At 66.2% G+C, this 15444-nt stretch carries 13 protein-coding genes and 1 pseudogene; 8 read left to right on the plus strand and 6 right to left on the minus strand.

The genetic code is table 11. From position 1 onward, the window contains the following. The first annotated feature begins 1 nt into the window (after window position 1). Together G6038_RS03690 and G6038_RS03695 are read left to right on the plus strand one after the other, a co-directional pair. Entirely contained in the window at window positions 2–823 is an 822-nt protein-coding gene (locus G6038_RS03690; protein ID WP_165035973.1) for a fumarylacetoacetate hydrolase family protein, read from the plus strand. A 10-nt stretch (window positions 824–833) separates the two neighbouring features. Continuing rightward, window positions 834–1550, plus strand: coding sequence for a maleylpyruvate isomerase family mycothiol-dependent enzyme (locus G6038_RS03695; RefSeq protein WP_165035974.1), 717 nt, complete (start codon window positions 834–836; stop codon window positions 1548–1550). Window positions 1551–1618: 68 nt separating this feature from the next. Here G6038_RS03695 and G6038_RS03700 read toward each other — a convergent pair whose 3' ends face one another. The 5 genes from G6038_RS03700 to G6038_RS03720 all read right to left on the minus strand — a co-directional run bounded on the left by G6038_RS03700 (window position 1619) and on the right by G6038_RS03720 (window position 6743). Then, window positions 1619–1948 carry an excalibur calcium-binding domain-containing protein gene (locus G6038_RS03700; protein WP_165035975.1) on the minus strand — a complete coding sequence of 110 codons (330 nt, stop codon included), beginning with the start codon at window positions 1946–1948 and terminating at the stop codon, window positions 1619–1621. 346 nt (window positions 1949–2294) lie between these two features. Then, on the minus strand, window positions 2295–3659 hold the full coding sequence (locus G6038_RS03705; RefSeq protein ID WP_165035976.1) for an IS110 family transposase: 1365 nt from the start codon (window positions 3657–3659) through the stop codon (window positions 2295–2297). A gap of 372 nt (window positions 3660–4031) precedes the next feature. Next, window positions 4032–5141 carry an alcohol dehydrogenase catalytic domain-containing protein gene (locus G6038_RS03710; protein ID WP_165035977.1) on the minus strand — a complete coding sequence of 370 codons (1110 nt, stop codon included), beginning with the start codon at window positions 5139–5141 and terminating at the stop codon, window positions 4032–4034. Between the two features lie 99 nt (window positions 5142–5240). Next, on the minus strand, window positions 5241–5861 hold the full coding sequence (locus G6038_RS03715) for an isochorismatase family cysteine hydrolase (protein WP_165035978.1): 621 nt from the start codon (window positions 5859–5861) through the stop codon (window positions 5241–5243). 30 nt (window positions 5862–5891) lie between these two features. Continuing rightward, complete coding sequence (locus G6038_RS03720; protein ID WP_240918277.1) at window positions 5892–6743, minus strand: LLM class flavin-dependent oxidoreductase; 852 nt, start codon at window positions 6741–6743, stop codon at window positions 5892–5894. Between the two features lie 506 nt (window positions 6744–7249). Here G6038_RS03720 and G6038_RS03725 point away from each other — a divergent pair. The 6 genes and pseudogenes from G6038_RS03725 to G6038_RS31130 form a co-directional block, all read left to right on the plus strand. Then, window positions 7250–7990 carry a GntR family transcriptional regulator gene (locus tag G6038_RS03725; RefSeq protein WP_165035979.1) on the plus strand — a complete coding sequence of 247 codons (741 nt, stop codon included), beginning with the start codon at window positions 7250–7252 and terminating at the stop codon, window positions 7988–7990. Window positions 7991–8406: 416 nt separating this feature from the next. Continuing rightward, a complete protein-coding gene (locus tag G6038_RS03730) occupies window positions 8407–9762 on the plus strand; it encodes an MFS transporter (RefSeq protein WP_165036002.1) in 1356 nt (451 codons plus the stop codon). Between the two features lie 4 nt (window positions 9763–9766). Continuing rightward, window positions 9767–11662: an FAD-dependent monooxygenase gene (locus G6038_RS03735; RefSeq protein ID WP_165035980.1), complete on the plus strand. Its 1896-nt coding sequence runs from the start codon at window positions 9767–9769 to the stop codon at window positions 11660–11662. Continuing rightward, window positions 11659–12528 carry an alpha/beta hydrolase gene (locus G6038_RS03740; protein ID WP_165035981.1) on the plus strand — a complete coding sequence of 290 codons (870 nt, stop codon included), beginning with the start codon at window positions 11659–11661 and terminating at the stop codon, window positions 12526–12528. Before G6038_RS03735 ends, G6038_RS03740 begins: the two co-directional genes overlap by 4 nt. Window positions 12529–12668: 140 nt before the next feature. Beyond that, a complete protein-coding gene (locus G6038_RS03745; protein ID WP_165035982.1) occupies window positions 12669–13613 on the plus strand; it encodes a 3-carboxyethylcatechol 2,3-dioxygenase in 945 nt (314 codons plus the stop codon). Window positions 13614–13657: 44 nt separating this feature from the next. Further along, a pseudogene (locus G6038_RS31130) lies at window positions 13658–13938 on the plus strand (2-keto-4-pentenoate hydratase); the annotation flags it as partial. A gap of 98 nt (window positions 13939–14036) precedes the next feature. Here G6038_RS31130 and G6038_RS03755 read toward each other — a convergent pair. After that, window positions 14037–15338 (minus strand): MFS transporter, encoded by a 1302-nt coding sequence (locus G6038_RS03755; protein WP_165035983.1) that lies wholly within the window; start codon window positions 15336–15338, stop codon window positions 14037–14039. Window positions 15339–15444: the final 106 nt, after the last annotated feature.

A 15444-nucleotide genomic window follows, 5' to 3' on the forward strand; every position in this document is an offset into this window, starting at 1 on the left:
CATGCGACTCGCCACCCTCCGCCTCGACGGCACGACCGCCGCCGTGCGCGTCGATTCCGACACCACCGCCACCGTGATCGACGGCTACGCCGACCTGTCCGCGCTGCTGAGTGATCCGGACTGGAAGACCGTCGCCGAGCAGGCGGCCGGACGCACCGTCGACCTGACGAACGCCGACTACGCCCCGGTCGTGCCGAACCCCGGCAAGATCGTCTGCGTCGGGTTGAACTACGGCACCCACATCAAGGAGATGGGCCGCGACCTGCCCGAGTACCCGACGCTGTTCTCGAAGTTCAAGGAGGCCCTCACCGGCCCCTACGACGACGTGATCGTCCCCGAGTACGCCGCCGCGCAGCTCGACTGGGAGGCCGAGCTGGCCGTCGTCGTCGGCAAGCAGGCGTACCAGGTCTCCGAGGCCGACGCCGAGCAGTACATCGCCGGCTACTCGGTGATCAACGACTACACGATGCGCGACTACCAGTACCGCACGCTGCAGTGGGACCAGGGCAAGACCTTCGAGAAGACCAGCGGCTTCGGTCCGTTCCTGAGCACCGACTACACCCTCGGCTCGCGCATCGAGACCCGGCTCGAGGGCGAGGTCATGCAGTCGGCCACCACGGACGACCTGGTGTTCCCCCCGGCCAAGCTGGTGGACTACATTTCCCACATCGTCACCCTGCAGCCCGGCGACGTCATCATCACCGGCACCACCGGCGGGGTCGGGCACGCCCGTAAGCCTGCTCGCTACATCGGCAACGGGGAGACGGTCGAGGTCAGCATCGAGGGCCTCGGTTCGGTGCGCAACAAGACCATCGTCAAGTAGGAGCTCACCTGTGGGGTTCAACGATCTCGACCTGTCCGAGCGGCTGCTGATCGCCCGGCGCGGCACCGCGTACTTCTCCCAGCGTCTCGCCGAACTCACCGACGACGAACTGGACGCGCCGACCGCGCTCGAGGGGTGGACGCGCAAGCACCTCGTCGCGCACGTCGGCTACAACGCCGCGGCCCTGTGCCGGCTCCTGGACTGGGCCGCCACGGGCGTCGAGACGCCCATGTACGCCTCCACCGAGCAGCGTGGTCAGGAGATCGCCGAGGGCGCCACCCTCAACGCGGCGGCGCTGCGGAACCTGTTCACCCACACCGTGGCCCGCCTCGACGAGAAGTGGCGGCACCTGCCGGAGTCGGCGTGGCAGGCGCAGGTCCGCACTGCGCAGGGCCGGATGGTGCCGGCCGAGGAGACCGCCTGGATGCGCACCCGCGAGGTGTGGATCCACGCGGTGGATCTGGGCAACGGCGCGCGCTTCGGCGACTTCCCGCCCGTCGTCCTCGACTCGCTGCTCGACGACATCGTGGGGATGTGGCGCAAGAAGGAGCTCGGCGCCGGCCTCGTGCTCGAGGTCGACGGTCGCGACCCGATCGCGGTCCGGGACACTGTCGACACGACCGCGAAGGTGAGCGGGCCGCTCGCCGCCGTGGTGCGCTGGGCCGCCGGGCGCGGCGCCGTCGGGCTCACCGCCGGTGCCGACGTGCAGCCGCCGCGCTGGCTCTGAATCACCGCACACGACGACGGGGGCCTGCGACCGGAGACGGTCGCAGGCCCCCGTCGCGTCAGCGGGTCCTAGCGGGGGTCGACCTCGCAGGCGATGCCGTCGTCGTCGCGGTCCAGCTTCGGCGCGTAGCCGGGCTCGTCCCGGTACAGCGGCGCCACGCCCGCGTTCCACGCCTCGGTGCAGTTCTTGTATCCGACGCTCGGCGCGGGCGCCGGGGCCGCCTGGGGCGCGGGTGCAGGTGCCGGGGCAGGGGCCGGCGGAGCGGGCTGCGGGAACAGGAAGTCCGCGGAGCCGGTGGGCAGCAGGTCGGCGAGCGAGAAGGCGTTCGCGGTGGCCGGAGCGGCGACGACGAGGGCAGCGCACCCGGCCGCGGTGGCGATGAGCCGACGAATCTTCATGTATGTCTCTTTCTCTCGGGACGGCGCACGGATCGGGGGGAATCCGCGCGGCCGCTCGATTGTCCGTGCGGCGCCTCGCAGCAGAGCACCCACCCCCCGTTTTCGATCATGAGAACTCCCTCATGTCGGTCTCCCCGAGGTTTCACGCGCGGGATCGAGGGTGGGTGTTGCGCAACAGGGCGCACCACCGACAGGAGGTTGGTCATGGAGTTCGGCAGGAAGTGGATCGCAGTGGGAAGTGAGCTTTGCTATCCCCAGACTGACCGGAAAATGACTTGGTGAGTGGGCGCACGACGGTAGCGGGTGAACGGACCCCGCTGTTGCTGATTGTGGATGTGGGATCGGTTCAGGCCGCGGGTTCGAGGCTGACGGTGTATCCGAGCGCGGCGAGTTGGCGGATGTGGTCACGGATCCTTCGCTGGGTGTTGATCTTGCTGGTGTAGTAGTCGACTCCGAGGTCGTGGAAGCGGGCGGTGGGGTCGACGAGCAGGTGCCAGACGGTGACGAGGATGGAGCGTGCGATGGCGACGAGCGCTTTGAGCTTGCCGCGGCGTTTGACCAATCGCCGGTAGCGTTCTCCGAGGAAGGTGTCGGTGCGGGCAGCCGCTGCGGCGGCCTCGCCGAGAGCTCCCTCGAGGTAGGGATTGCCCCTGCCGGGCGTGCCGGAGCGTACTTTGGGGCCGGACTGGACCGTGCGCGGGCAGATCTTGGCCCAGGACACCAGGTGCGCGGGCGTGGGGAAGCGGGTCATGTCCAGGCCGATCTCGGCGACGATGACCTGCGCCCCGAGGGGTCCGATGCCCGGGATTTCGTCGAGACGCTCGACCGCGGTGAGCCCGGCGGCGATGCGGCATGGAGAACCTGCGTTGCCCGGGCCAGTGACGGGGGTGTCCGTAGCGCTGTCCGGGTCGGGCACCATCGTGGCCATCGTCGCGAGCAGTTGTTCGATGCGAGTGGTCAGCGTGGCGACCTGGGTGGACAACGCGTCGATCTGATCGAGCAGTATCCGGGCCAGTTCGGCGTGATGGTCGTCGAACCGACCGGTCAGCGACTCGACGAGGGCGGCTCTTTTGGTCCGCATCCGTCCGCGAGCCAGCTCGGCGAGCCGGCGCGGATCGCGCTCGCCGCCGATCAGGGCCTCGAGCATGTCCCTCACCGAGCGGGAGTCGATGCTCGACGCCACCGACGACACCTTGATCAGGGCATCCTCGAGCAGTTTCTCGAGCCGCTGCCAGTGCCGGGTGCGTTCCCTGGTCAGATCGATCCGCAGTCTGGTGTACTCCCGCAGATTCCGGATCGGAGCGGGCGGCACGAACGACGGCCGCAGCATTCCCTTCTCGGTCAGCTTGGCCAGCCACACCGCGTCCAGCTTGTCGGTCTTCGGTCGCCCCGGGACGTTCTTCACCTCCCGGGCGTTGACCAACTGCACCTCATGCCCGACCGCCTCGAACAGGTAGAACCAGATCCGCCAGTAGTCGGAGGTGGCCTCGATGGTGACCCTCTCGATACCCTGATCGATCAGGTGCTCGGCAAGTTCGGTGACCGCGTTGGCCGTGGCCGGCACGTCCCACACTCTGCTGATCCGCCGGCCGGCCCGGGTCTGCGGCGGTATCCGGGTGCACACCTTCCCCGATGCCTTCGCCACATCGATCGCACACACCCGCTCCACCACCAGCTCGTGATCGCTGTCGGGAATCTCTTCGGGTTTCACGTCGTTCGTCCTCCCGCCGCATCCACTGCTTGTTACAGGCGGGCCGCCCGGGGGTCTCGGTCAAGGGAACCGAAATACTGACCGGCGTGCTCGAAGCAACAGTGCGTGACCCTTCCAGGTCGGGACCCCGGCGCCAGGCTCACATACGGGCTTGCACATCCCAGATGTAGGACGGCGTCGGCAGGCAACCCTGACCCATTTTCACGCCGGCAAGGCGTCACCGGAAGGGACAGAAATTCTCACATGATTTCGGCTATCGGCACTGAACCTGCAATACGCGCGTAGCTACCGGCGCTGAATGCAGATGACCTTCGCATCTTCATCGCCAAGGTCATCTGCACCGCGTCTCGCTCTCATCTTTCGCGTGTCACCTCATGGAACGCTGATGAAGTTCGAAAATCCGCCATGACGGGCAGGCAGGTCGGCGAGTGCTTCGTTGATCTTCTCGAGCGGGAAACTGTGGTGTTCGAAGACCGAGAGGTCGAGGACCCCGGCGCCAGCGAGGTCGGCCATGTCCTGGGCTTCGGCGGTGGAGAACCACAAGCTGCCGAGCACGCTGATCTGCCGGCACATCAGCGAGAACATATCCAGCGGTGGGCGTTCCATCATGCCGCCGATATCGACCGCGACGCCACCGCGACGGAGGGTGGTAATGGCGTCGAGGAACGATTCGGCAGGGGCGCCGGGACCGAGGGCGTCGATGACGATGTCGACGCCCTCGCCGTGGTTGTGCTCGTGCACCCAGTTGCGCAGCTCATCCTCCCCGGCGGGGAGGACGTGGATGCGGTCGGGGGCGATCGCGCGGACGTCGTCGAGCAGACCGGCGTTGCGGCCGGTGCCGAAGATGCGGGTCGCGCCGAGCGCGAGGGCGTTCAGGCAGGTGCCCAGGCCCAGAGTTCCTGAGATGCCGTCGATCAGGACCGTGGTGCCCGGGCCGGCGCCGGCCTTGCGCAGTGCCGAGTAGCCGGTGCCGAGATAGCCGAAGCGGGCGCCTTCCTCGAAGCTGACCGTGTCGGGCAGTTTGACCAGATTGCGTTGGGGTGCGGTCAGATACTCGCTGAGGCCGCCGTAGGGGTAGGCGTCGAACATTTTCTGGCCGTCGGCGCCGAAGGAGAAGTAGCCCATGAAGGTATAGCGGTCACAGTTCTGATCGTTGCCTTGCCGGCAGGCGCGGCAGCTGCCGCAGGAGATGCCGGGGTTGACGTAGACCCGGTCACCGACGGCGACGTCGGTGACATGGCTGCCGACGGCGGCGACGACACCGGCAGAGTCGAGACCGAAGACGGCGGGGAGCTTGGGCAGCGGCAGGTAGGGGAACCATTCGCTGTAGGTGGCCAGGACGTTGCTCAGGTTCGGCACGACGTTGCACGCCTTGACCTGTACCAGCACATCGGTCGGCCGTGGCTCGGGGACGGGGAGGTCCTCGATCTGCATCGGCTGATTGATCTCGTGGAGGCGGGCCACACGCATGGTGGACTTCATGTACGAAAACTCCTGGTATTTATTGTGTTTGGTTGTGGTCTATAGGTGGCGACGTACTGGCGCGGGCATGTGCCCGCATCGAAGCGAGCTTCGGTGTGATCAGGCGCGGGTGCCGGTGACCGTCGCGGTCAGGGCGGTGCGGACCTCGTCGACGGTGCTGATCTCGGCCAGCAGTCCGAGTGAGTCGATGCTCGCGTGGTGCGCTGCGGGGGTGGCTGCGGAGCATGCATCTTCGACGATCACCACCCGGTAGCCGAGATCGCTGGCCACCCGGGCAGTGCCCTCGACGGAGGCGTTCGTGGCCACTCCGGCGAAGACGAGAGTGGTGATGCCTTTCTCACGCAGGACGGTGTCGAGGTCGGTACGAGCGAACGCGCCGATGCGCTGATGGGTGAGCACGATGTCATCTCCGTGCGGTGCGAGCGGTTCAACGATCTCGGCGAGTTCGCTGCCCTCTTTGAGGCAGCCGGATTGAGCGACGATGCCCAGCAGGGGTGAATTGACCTCGAGATCGGAGAAGTCGGGCTTCCACGCGACCCGGGTGTAGACCACGGTTGCGGCGGCCGTACGGGCGGTGGCGATGAGCGCGGCAATCTGGTCGATGACGTGGCGTTCGGTCACCTGCTGGTGAAAGAAGTCGGCGAAGGCGCCGGTGGGGCCGACGATGTCGCCTTGGCAGTGAACTGCCACGACGGCGGTGGTGCGCGGGTCGAGTTCCATCAAGAGCTCCTGGATGGGAAGGGTAGGCGGTCAGGCGTGGGCGAGGATCGAGTGCCCGATGTTGTCGATGTCGCGGGCAGCGGTGAACGGGTTGGACAGGAAGACCTGGAGTATGTCGACGCCGGCCTCGCGCATCAGGGCCGCCTTCTCTCGCAGCTCGGCGGGGGATCCGTACAGGCACCAGTAGTCGACGAGTTCTTTGGTGATGATCGGGCGGTGTCGGGGGTCGAGTCCGCGCAGGTATTTCGCCCAGACATCGAGGTAGTGCGGCTGGTCCGGGGCCTTCGGGTCACCGAGGTATTGCTGGGCGGCGGTGAGGGACGCGTCGACAATCGGATCACCGAGCTCTTCGCGGTGCTGGTCCATCAGGTCGGCGTTGGTGATGCACGAGCTGATCGGGCCGGAACCGAAGCCGTTGGTGACGCCGTCTTCCCAGGTTTCCCCGCTGCCGAGTTGGTAGAACCACGACAGAGAGACGAGCTTGACCGAATCTGGTGCCCGGCCGGCGTCGGCGACCGCCTTGTCGAGTTCGCGGCGGATCAGGCCGATCATGTCGGTGTCGGGCCCGAGGCAGTAGACGACGGCGTCGGCGTACTTCGCCGCCTCGGCGAGCCCGCGGGGCCCGCCGGCCGCGACCCAGATGGGTACGTGGTCGGTGACGTTGTAGAAGCCGCTGTCCTTGTCGAGAAATTCCACTTCCCGGGACTGCCCGAGCCAATGGTGCGTGACCCGGCGGCCGGCCATCAGCTCCCGTGAGACCTCGATCGCCTGGGTGAGTTCGGAGATCTTCGCGGTGCGGTTGCCCATCGAGCGCAGGGCATTGTTGGCGGTGCCGATGCCGAGGAAGGTCCGGCCCGGGGCCAGCGCGTTGAGGGTGGCCATCGAGTTCGCGGTGACCGGGGCGATCCGGGTCAGCGGATTTGGTGACCATGGTGCCCAGGCTGATGGTGGTGGTCTGCGGGGCGGCAAGAGCGAGGAACTGGTAGGGATCGGAGAACAGCAGTGGTCCTTCGCCGACGCCGAAGTGGGTGACTCCCAGGTCCTCGGCCCGTTTCACCATTGCGACCTGATCGATCTTGGCGCAGATGCCGATACAAAATTCCATGTTGTTCTCCTTGCATGTGGCCCGCGTGGCCGTGGGCTCGGCTCCTGCCGCTCGCCCGCACAGGGCGGGGATCCGGGGACCGGGATATGGCGTGTACCGCGTGCCCTCCGGCGGTAGCCACAGGTTGGCCACGATGCCTATCACCAAGATCCTGGAATGCTAGCGTTCCAGATGAAGGTAACCCACAGTGACTCACACCACAAGTACTAGAATGCAAGCTGGTGCGGTGAACGCCGCAGAACAGGGAAGCCATGCCCGGGACGCCGACGGAAAGCTTGACTCGATGACCACTACCGACACCGGCCCCAAGCCGGGCAGCGAGGCCGCCGCCCTGCTCGCCAATGTTCGCACCTCGGGAGCGCGGCTGTCCTCCGCGTTGTACGACATTCTGAAGAACCGGCTGCTCGAGGGTCGGTATGCGGCAGGGGAGAAGATCGTCGTCGAGTCGATCCGGCAGGAGTTCGGGGTGAGCAAGCAGCCTGTCATGGACGCCCTGCGCCGTCTGTCCAGCGACAAGCTGGTCCACATCGTTCCGCAGGTCGGCTGCGAGGTCGTCTCCTACACCCCCCGCGAAGTTGAAGACTTCTACACCCTGTTCGGCGGTTTCGAAGGGGCCATCGCCGCGGTGGCGGCCTCCCGGCGGACGGAGGCCCAGTTGCTGGAGCTGGATCTGATCTCGGCACGGGTCGATGCCCTGATCGCCTCCCAGGACCCGGTGGTCCGCGCCCACGGGTACCGCGTGCACAACCGGGAGTTCCATGCGGCCATCCATGCGATGGCGCACTCGCGGATCATGGAGGAGACCAGCCAGCGAATGTGGGATCTGTCGGACTTCCTGATCAACACCACCGGCATCACCAACCCGCTCTCGAGCGCACTGCCCGACCGGCAGCATGACCACCACGAAATCACCGAGGCCATCCGCAATCGCGACGAAGCTGCCGCCCGCGAGGCCATGGAACGCCACATCGTCGGCACCATCGCGGTCATCCGTGACGAATCCGACGCCCAGCCGCCCAGCTAGACCCCGACAGCTGGGCCGTCGACCGGGGCTTGCTCTCGCGCCGACAAAGCCGAGGGCGGGCTCTCGGCCGTAGCACTGCAGACGATCGCCGGCACCCTGCACGCTTGCCCCTGTCCCGGCTCTGTTAGCCGGGCGCGCCGTTGATCACCTTTACCCCCACCCAGAGACTTGCGTCACCCATCATGCCCGCGTAGCGTCTGTACTAGACGTCTAGCATTCCAGTTGGGTGCTCCCTCTCGAAAATTCTCCAGAGAACCCCCTCTCGAACATCCCCAGAAGAAAGGAGCGGCCATGACGACCGCTTCGCATGCATCGTCCTTCGGGGCACGAGCCTGCTTCCGCCCACAGATCGGGGAAGCCCGACCGTGAGCACCACACCTACTTCCTTGACGAAGACCTCACCGCTGCGGGTAGCGATGGCCAGCTTCATCGGCACCACCGTCGAGTACTACGACTTCTTCATCTACGGCACCGCGGCCGCGCTGGTATTCCCTGAGTTGTTCTTCCCGGATGTCTCGTCCGCGATCGGTATCCTGTTGTCGTTCGCGACCTTCGGCGTTGGGTTCCTCGCCCGCCCGCTGGGTGGCGTCGTCTTCGGGCACTTCGGTGACCGGGTCGGCCGCAAGCAGATGCTGGTGATCTCCCTGGTCGGAATGGGCTCGGCCACCGTACTGATGGGGTTGTTGCCCGGTTACGCCCAAATCGGGATCGCCGCCCCCATCCTGCTGACCCTGCTGCGCCTGGTGCAGGGCTTCGCCGTCGGCGGCGAGTGGGGTGGAGCCACCTTGATGGCCGTCGAGCACGCCCCCACCGCGAAGAAGGGCTTTTTCGGATCCTTCTCCCAGATGGGGGCACCCGCCGGGACCAGCGTCGCAACCCTGGCGTTCTTCGCGGTCTCCCAATTGCCCGACGAGCAGTTCCTGTCCTGGGGATGGCGACTGCCGTTCCTGTTCAGCGCGGTACTGATCGTGATCGGGCTGTTCATTCGCCTGTCCCTGGCCGAAAGTCCTGACTTCGCCGAGGTGAAGGCACAGAGCGCCGTGGTGCGGATGCCGATCGCCGAAGCGTTCCGCAAGCACTGGAAGGAAATTCTCCTGATCGCGGGCACCTACCTGTCCCAGGGAGTGTTCGCCTACATCTGCATGGCCTACCTCGTCTCCTACGGCACCACCGTGGCGGGGATCAGCCGCACCTTCGCCCTGGCCGGAGTATTCGTCGCCGGCATCGTCGCTGTCCTTCTCTACCCCGTGTTCGGCGCTCTGTCCGACACCTTCGGCCGCAAGACCATGTACCTGCTCGGCGCCGCCGCGATGGGTGTGGTCATCGCCCCCGCCTTCGCGTTGATCAATACCGGAAACCCGTGGTTGTTCATGGCGGCGCAGGTGCTGGTCTTCGGCATCGCGATGGCGCCCGCCGCCGGGGTGACGGGGTCCCTGTTCACGATGGTCTTCGACGCGGACGTGCGCTACAGCGGGGTCTCTATCGGCTACACCATCTCCCAGGTCGCCGGCTCCGCGTTCGCGCCGACGATCGCGACCGCCTTGTATGCCTCCACCCACACCAGCAACTCGATCGTGACCTACCTGCTGATCGTCTCGGCCATCTCGATCGTCTCGGTGATCCTGCTGCCCGGCGGCTGGGGGCGCAAGGGCGCTGCGAGCCAGCTCATTCGCGACCAGTCCACATCCACCCCGAAAACACCTGACACCGAAACATTTTCGACTCCGACAGTTTCGGACACCGCAGCACCCCTGCGCGTCCTCGACAAGTGAAGTGATGACAGACATGAGTGACCACGACCGCACCTCCTACGACACCGACGTCGTGATCGTCGGCCTCGGCCCCGCCGGTGGCACAGCGGCGCTCGCCCTGGCCACGTACGGCATCCGCGTTCACGCCGTCTCGATGTTCCCGTGGGTGGCGAACTCGCCGCGCGCGCACATCACCAATCAGCGCGCTGTCGAGGTACTCCGCGATCTGGGTGTCGAAGACGAGGCCCGCAAATATGCCACCCCCTGGGACCAGATGGGCGACACCCTGTTCACCACGAGCCTGGCCGGCGAGGAGATCGTCCGGATGCAAACGTGGGGTACCGGTGCTCGTTACGGTGACTATCTCGCGGGGAGCCCGTGCGCGATGCTCGATATTCCCCAGCCATTGATGGAACCCGTGCTGATCAAGAACGCCGCCGAACGCGGCGCAGTCATCAGCTTCCACACCGAATACCTCGACCACAGCCAGGACGAGGACGGCGTGACCGTGCGCTTGCGGGACGTGCGCTCGGGGACCGAGTTCATCCAGCGAGCTCGCTTCCTGCTCGGCTTCGACGGCGCCCGCTCGAAGATCGCCGAACAGATCGGCCTACCGTTCGAAGGGGAGCTTGCCCGCGCCGGCACCGCTTACATCCGGTTCAACGCGGACCTGAGCAAGTACGTCGCCCACCGGCCGAGCATCCTGCACTGGATCTTCAACTCCAAGGCCGGTTTCGGTGAGATCGGCATGGGCCTGCTGCGGGCGATCAAACCGTGGGACCAGTGGATCGCCGGCTGGGGCTTCGACATGGCACAGGGCGAGCCCGACGTGTCCGATGATGTCGTTCTCGAACAGATCCGGACCCTCGTCGGTGACCCGCAGCTGGACATCGAGATCGTGTCGCGGTCCTTCTGGTACGTCAATCAGCAGTGGGCCGAGCACTATCAGTCCGGTCGGGTGTTCTGCGGGGGCGACGCCGTGCACCGGCACCCGCCGAGCAGCGGGCTGGGCTCGAACACCTCCATGCAGGACGCATTCAACCTGGCGTGGAAGATCGCCTATGCCGTCAAGGGCTACGCGGGGCCGGGTCTGCTCGAGTCGTACTCCCCGGAGCGGGTTCCGGTCGGCAAGCAGATCGTCACTCGTGCCAACCAGTCCCGCAAGGACTACGCCGGGCTGCGCGAGTGGTTCGATCACGACAGCGACGACCCGGTCGCCGCCGGTCTGGTGAAACTCAAGGATCCTTCCCCCGAAGGTGGGGCGCTGCGGGAGCGGTTGTACGAGGCACTCGAGGTCAAGAACAGCGAGTTCAACGCCCAGGGCGTCGAACTCAACCAACGTTACGCCTCCTGCGCGGTCGTCCCCGACCCCGACGCCGGCAAGGAAGTGTGGGCACGCGACCGAGAACTGTATCTGCAGGCCACGACCCGGCCGGGCGCGAAGCTGCCGCATGCGTGGCTGGTCGGCGCCGACGGCACCCGGATCTCCACGCTCGATGTCACCGGCAAGGGACAGATGACCCTGCTGACTGGGATCGGCGGCCAGGCATGGAAGCGTGCCGCCGCCAAGCTGGACCTGCCGTTCCTGCGGACCGTGGTCGTCGGCGAGCCCGGCACCCTCGACCCGTACGGCTACTGGCGGCAGGTCCGCGACATCGATGAGGCCGGTGCCCTGCTCGTGCGGCCCGACGGCTACATCGCGTGGCGGCACAGCGCCCCGGTGTGGGACGACACCGAAGCGCTCACCAGCCTCGAGAACGCGCTCACTGCGGTCCTCGACCACTCGGCCAGCGACAACGGGAACCCGAGCGGAACGGACGAGCCGCAATACAGCACCCGGGCCGTGCCGATCATCGTCCCACACGTCACCGCCGAAGACGCAGCACCGGCCACCACCACAGTCGAAGGAGAAAATTCATGAGCCGCCCGTACACCAGCGTCTGGGACGACCTGAACCAGGTCGAGTTCAGCCAGGGATTCATCCAGGCCGGCCCCTACCGCACCCGCTATCTGCACGCCGGCGACCCGTCGAAGCCCGCACTGATCCTGCTGCACGGCATCACCGGCCACGCCGAAGCCTATGTCCGTAATCTGCGGTCGCACGCCGAGCACTTCAACGTCTGGGCGATCGACTTCATCGGCCACGGCTACTCGACCAAGCCTGACCACCCGCTCGAGATCCAGCACTACATCGACCACGTGCTGCAGTTCCTGGACGCCATCGGCGTCGAGAAGGCCTCCTTCTCGGGCGAGTCGCTCGGCGGTTGGGTCACCGCGCAGTTCGCGCACGACCATCCCGAGAAGGTCGACCGGATCGTGCTCAACACCATGGGCGGCACCATGGCCAACCCTCAGGTGATGGAACGGCTTTACACCCTGTCGATGGAAGCCGCGAAGGACCCGAGTTGGGAACGGGTCAAGGCACGCCTCGAATGGCTCATGGCCGACCCGACCATGGTCACCGACGACCTGATCCGCACCCGACAGGCCATCTTCCAGCAGCCGGACTGGCTCAAGGCGTGCGAGATGAACATGGCACTGCAGGACCTCGAAACCCGCAAACGGAACATGATCACCGACGCCACCCTCGACGGCATCACGGTGCCCGCGATGGTGCTGTGGACCACCAAGGACCCCTCCGGTCCGGTCGACGAAGCCAAGCGCATCGCCTCCCACATCCCCGGCGCCACGCTGGCGATCATGGAGAACTGCGGCCACTGGCCCCAGTACGAGGACCCCGACACCTTCAACAAGCTGCACCTGGACTTCCTCCTCGGCCGCAGCTGACCCAGACCCCGGGTCGGTGCCCGCCCCGTGGAACCCGGCAGGCACCGACCCGGAACCCACCACTCACCAAACGCCCTCTCCCCGCCCTTTCTCCGCCCTCGGAGAATCGAGCTCTGAGGACACCGTCAAGGAGACCACCGATGCCCGTAGCGCTGTGCGCGATGTCGCACTCCCCCCTGATGGGACGCAACGATCCCGATCAGACCGTCATCGACGCCGTCGACGCCGCATTCGACCACGCGCGCCGGTTCATCGCCGACTTCGCCCCCGATCTCATCGTCATCTTCGCTCCCGACCACTACAACGGCGTCTTCTACGACCTGCTACCGCCGTTCTGTATCGGCGCCGCCGCGCAGTCCGTCGGCGACTACGGCACCGAAGCCGGCCCTCTCGACGTCGACCGTGACGCCGCCTACGCCATCGCCCGCGAGGTCCTCGACAGCGGCATCGACGTCGCCTTCTCCGAACGCATGCACGTCGACCACGGATTCGCCCAAGCACTCCAACTGCTGGTCGGCTCGAACACCGCCGTGCCGACCGTGCCGATCTTCATCAACTCCGTCGCCGAACCACTCGGCCCGGTCAGCCGGGTCCGGCTGCTCGGCGAGGCCGTGGGCCAGGCCGCCACGAAACTGGGCAAGCGTGTGCTGCTGGTCGGCTCCGGCGGCCTGTCCCATGACCCGCCGGTCCCGCAGTTCGCCACCGCACCACCGGACGTGCGGGAACGTCTCATCGACGGCCGCAACCCCACCCCCGCCGAACGTGATGCCCGCGAACAGCGCGTCATCACCGCAGGACAAGACTTCGCCGCCGGCACCGCCGCCATCCAGCCACTGAACCCCGAATGGGACCGGCACCTGCTCGACGTCCTCGCCTCCGGCGACCTCGAGCAGATCGACGGGTGGACCAACGACTGGTTCGTCGAACTGGCCGGACACTCCTCCCACGAAGTGCGCACCTGGATCGCCGCGTACGCGGCACTGAGCGCCGCCGGGAAGTACCGCGTCACCTCGAGTTTCTACCGCGAAATCCCGGAGTGGATAGCCGGATTCGGAATCACTACCGCCGTATCCGTCGACGAATAGACCCCGCCGCTCCCGCCACGCAGGTTCACCGAAAGGGGCCCCGGATGACCTTCGTCCGCCCAGTAGACACTCATCTGATCGAGGATGCCGCCGCACGGCTGGCCGACGCCGAACGTACTGGCGCCCGTGCAAGCCGGTACGGGATCTGATCGGGCGGAGCGACATCGATACCGCCTACCGCGTACAAACTCGCAACGTCGATGCGGCGGTCGCCGCCGGTCACCGCATTGTCGGCCGCAAGATCGGCCTGACCTCACCCGCGGTGCAGGCTCAGCTCGGTGTCGATCAGCCCGACTTCGGGGTGCTGTTCGACCACATGGATGTTGCGTGTCATCTCGAGTCGGTCGCGATGAAGAAACAGCTCGGCCCCGCCTGCATTCCAGGCTGGGGCCGAGCCGATCGTCAGAGTTGATTCAGGGGACCTCAACGGCCTACCGGGACGGCGGTGCTCTCGTCCTCGCTGGAGACCTTCTCTTCGCCGGGCAGCGGGATGCGGTCCATTTCGAGACCGGCTGTTTCCGGGATGAACCTGATGGCTACCAGGGTGACCAGAGCCAGCACCACGATGTGGGCCGAGAAGATCCATCCGACATCCATGGAGTTGAGCCAGGCGTAGAGATAGGGCGCCGTGCCGCCGGAGAGTGCGGCACCCACGGAGGTCCAGATGCCTACGCTCGTCGCGAGGGCTTCCGTCGGCGACTGCTCGGACATGACTGTGGAGTGGATCGACGACTGGATGCCCCATACGAGCAGGGCAATTCCCTGCGACACGAACAGGGTCCACGGCGCCGACGTCAGGACCCAGTTGATGGGGAACACCACCATAATGACCGCGACAGCCCACAACACCAGTTGCTTGCGGCGCCCGATCCGGTCCGAGAGCCGCCCCCAGAACGGCAGTGCGATGAAGGCAAGAATCTGTGCGCAGAACGTTGCGATGTAAGCCCCGTTGGGATCCATGCCCTTACCGGAAATGGCGAACGACGAGGAGAAGTTCACCCACGTGTAGTAAAGGACGTTGGTCAGGAGGCTCAGCATCAGAATGCGGACGGCGATGATCACCAGCTGCCGGCGCGTGATCACTCGGACCGACGCGGTGCCGGCGGCCGCCTTGGCTTCCTCGAAGAATCCGGATTCTTCGGCCTGACGGCGGAGGAACAGCGCGAAGACGGCCGGCACTGCTCCGATGGCAAAGCCGATGCGCCACCCGAACTCCGACATGTCGTCCTCGGAGATGATCGACGTCAGAAGGATGCTCATCGCGGTTGCCGCCATGACGCCGGGCAGCATGGTCATCATGATGCTGCTGCCCCACAGGCCCCGCTTGTTCGCCGGGGCGATCTCGGCCAGGTATGTGTAGGCGTTTCCGCTTTCGCCGCCGTGGGCGATGCCCTGGATGAGCCGAGCCGTCAGAAGAAGAACCGAGGCCCAGATGCCGATGGAGTCGTAGGTCGGGATCACTGCGATCAGCAGACTGCCTGCGCCCATCATGAGCATGCAGATGACCAGGGGTGTCTTGCGTCCCAGCCTGTCTCCCAGTCGGCCGAAGATCAGCCCGCCGAGGGGGCGGGCAAGGAAGCCACCGGCGAACACCGCCAGCGTGGAGAGCAGCGCCGACTGGGGATCGTTCTTGTCGAAGAAGTTGGCGGCCAAGTATGTGGTCAGGAGCGCATACATGGTCCAGTCGAACCACTCGAGGAAGTTCCACGAGACGACGGCGATCATGGACTTCCGCTGATTTCTCGGAAAGTGCCCTGTGCCGTCGGGTATTCCGGCGCCGTCGCCGGCAGTGGCTGTCGTTGACATGGAGAACCTATCGAAGGGAGAAGTT

Source organism: Rhodococcus sp. 14C212, assembly GCF_011058195.1.
Taxonomy (GTDB): domain Bacteria; phylum Actinomycetota; class Actinomycetes; order Mycobacteriales; family Mycobacteriaceae; genus Rhodococcus; species Rhodococcus aetherivorans.

Excerpts from the sequence above, each read along its gene's own strand:
- G6038_RS03690 (WP_165035973.1), top strand. The coding sequence starts at position 2 with ATGCGACTCGCCACCCTCCGCCTCGACGGCACGACCGCCGCCGTGCGC.
- G6038_RS03755 (WP_165035983.1), bottom strand. The coding sequence starts at position 15,338 with ATGATCGCCGTCGTCTCGTGGAACTTCCTCGAGTGGTTCGACTGGACC.
- G6038_RS03730 (WP_165036002.1), top strand. The coding sequence starts at position 8,407 with ATGGCCAGCTTCATCGGCACCACCGTCGAGTACTACGACTTCTTCATC.
- G6038_RS03735 (WP_165035980.1), top strand. The coding sequence starts at position 9,767 with ATGACAGACATGAGTGACCACGACCGCACCTCCTACGACACCGACGTC.
- G6038_RS03710 (WP_165035977.1), bottom strand. The coding sequence starts at position 5,141 with ATGAAGTCCACCATGCGTGTGGCCCGCCTCCACGAGATCAATCAGCCG.
- G6038_RS03725 (WP_165035979.1), top strand. The coding sequence starts at position 7,250 with ATGACCACTACCGACACCGGCCCCAAGCCGGGCAGCGAGGCCGCCGCC.
- G6038_RS03700 (WP_165035975.1), bottom strand. The coding sequence starts at position 1,948 with ATGAAGATTCGTCGGCTCATCGCCACCGCGGCCGGGTGCGCTGCCCTC.
- G6038_RS03740 (WP_165035981.1), top strand. The coding sequence starts at position 11,659 with ATGAGCCGCCCGTACACCAGCGTCTGGGACGACCTGAACCAGGTCGAG.
- G6038_RS03745 (WP_165035982.1), top strand. The coding sequence starts at position 12,669 with ATGCCCGTAGCGCTGTGCGCGATGTCGCACTCCCCCCTGATGGGACGC.
- G6038_RS03715 (WP_165035978.1), bottom strand. The coding sequence starts at position 5,861 with ATGGAACTCGACCCGCGCACCACCGCCGTCGTGGCAGTTCACTGCCAA.
- G6038_RS03720 (WP_240918277.1), bottom strand. The coding sequence starts at position 6,743 with ATGGCCACCCTCAACGCGCTGGCCCCGGGCCGGACCTTCCTCGGCATC.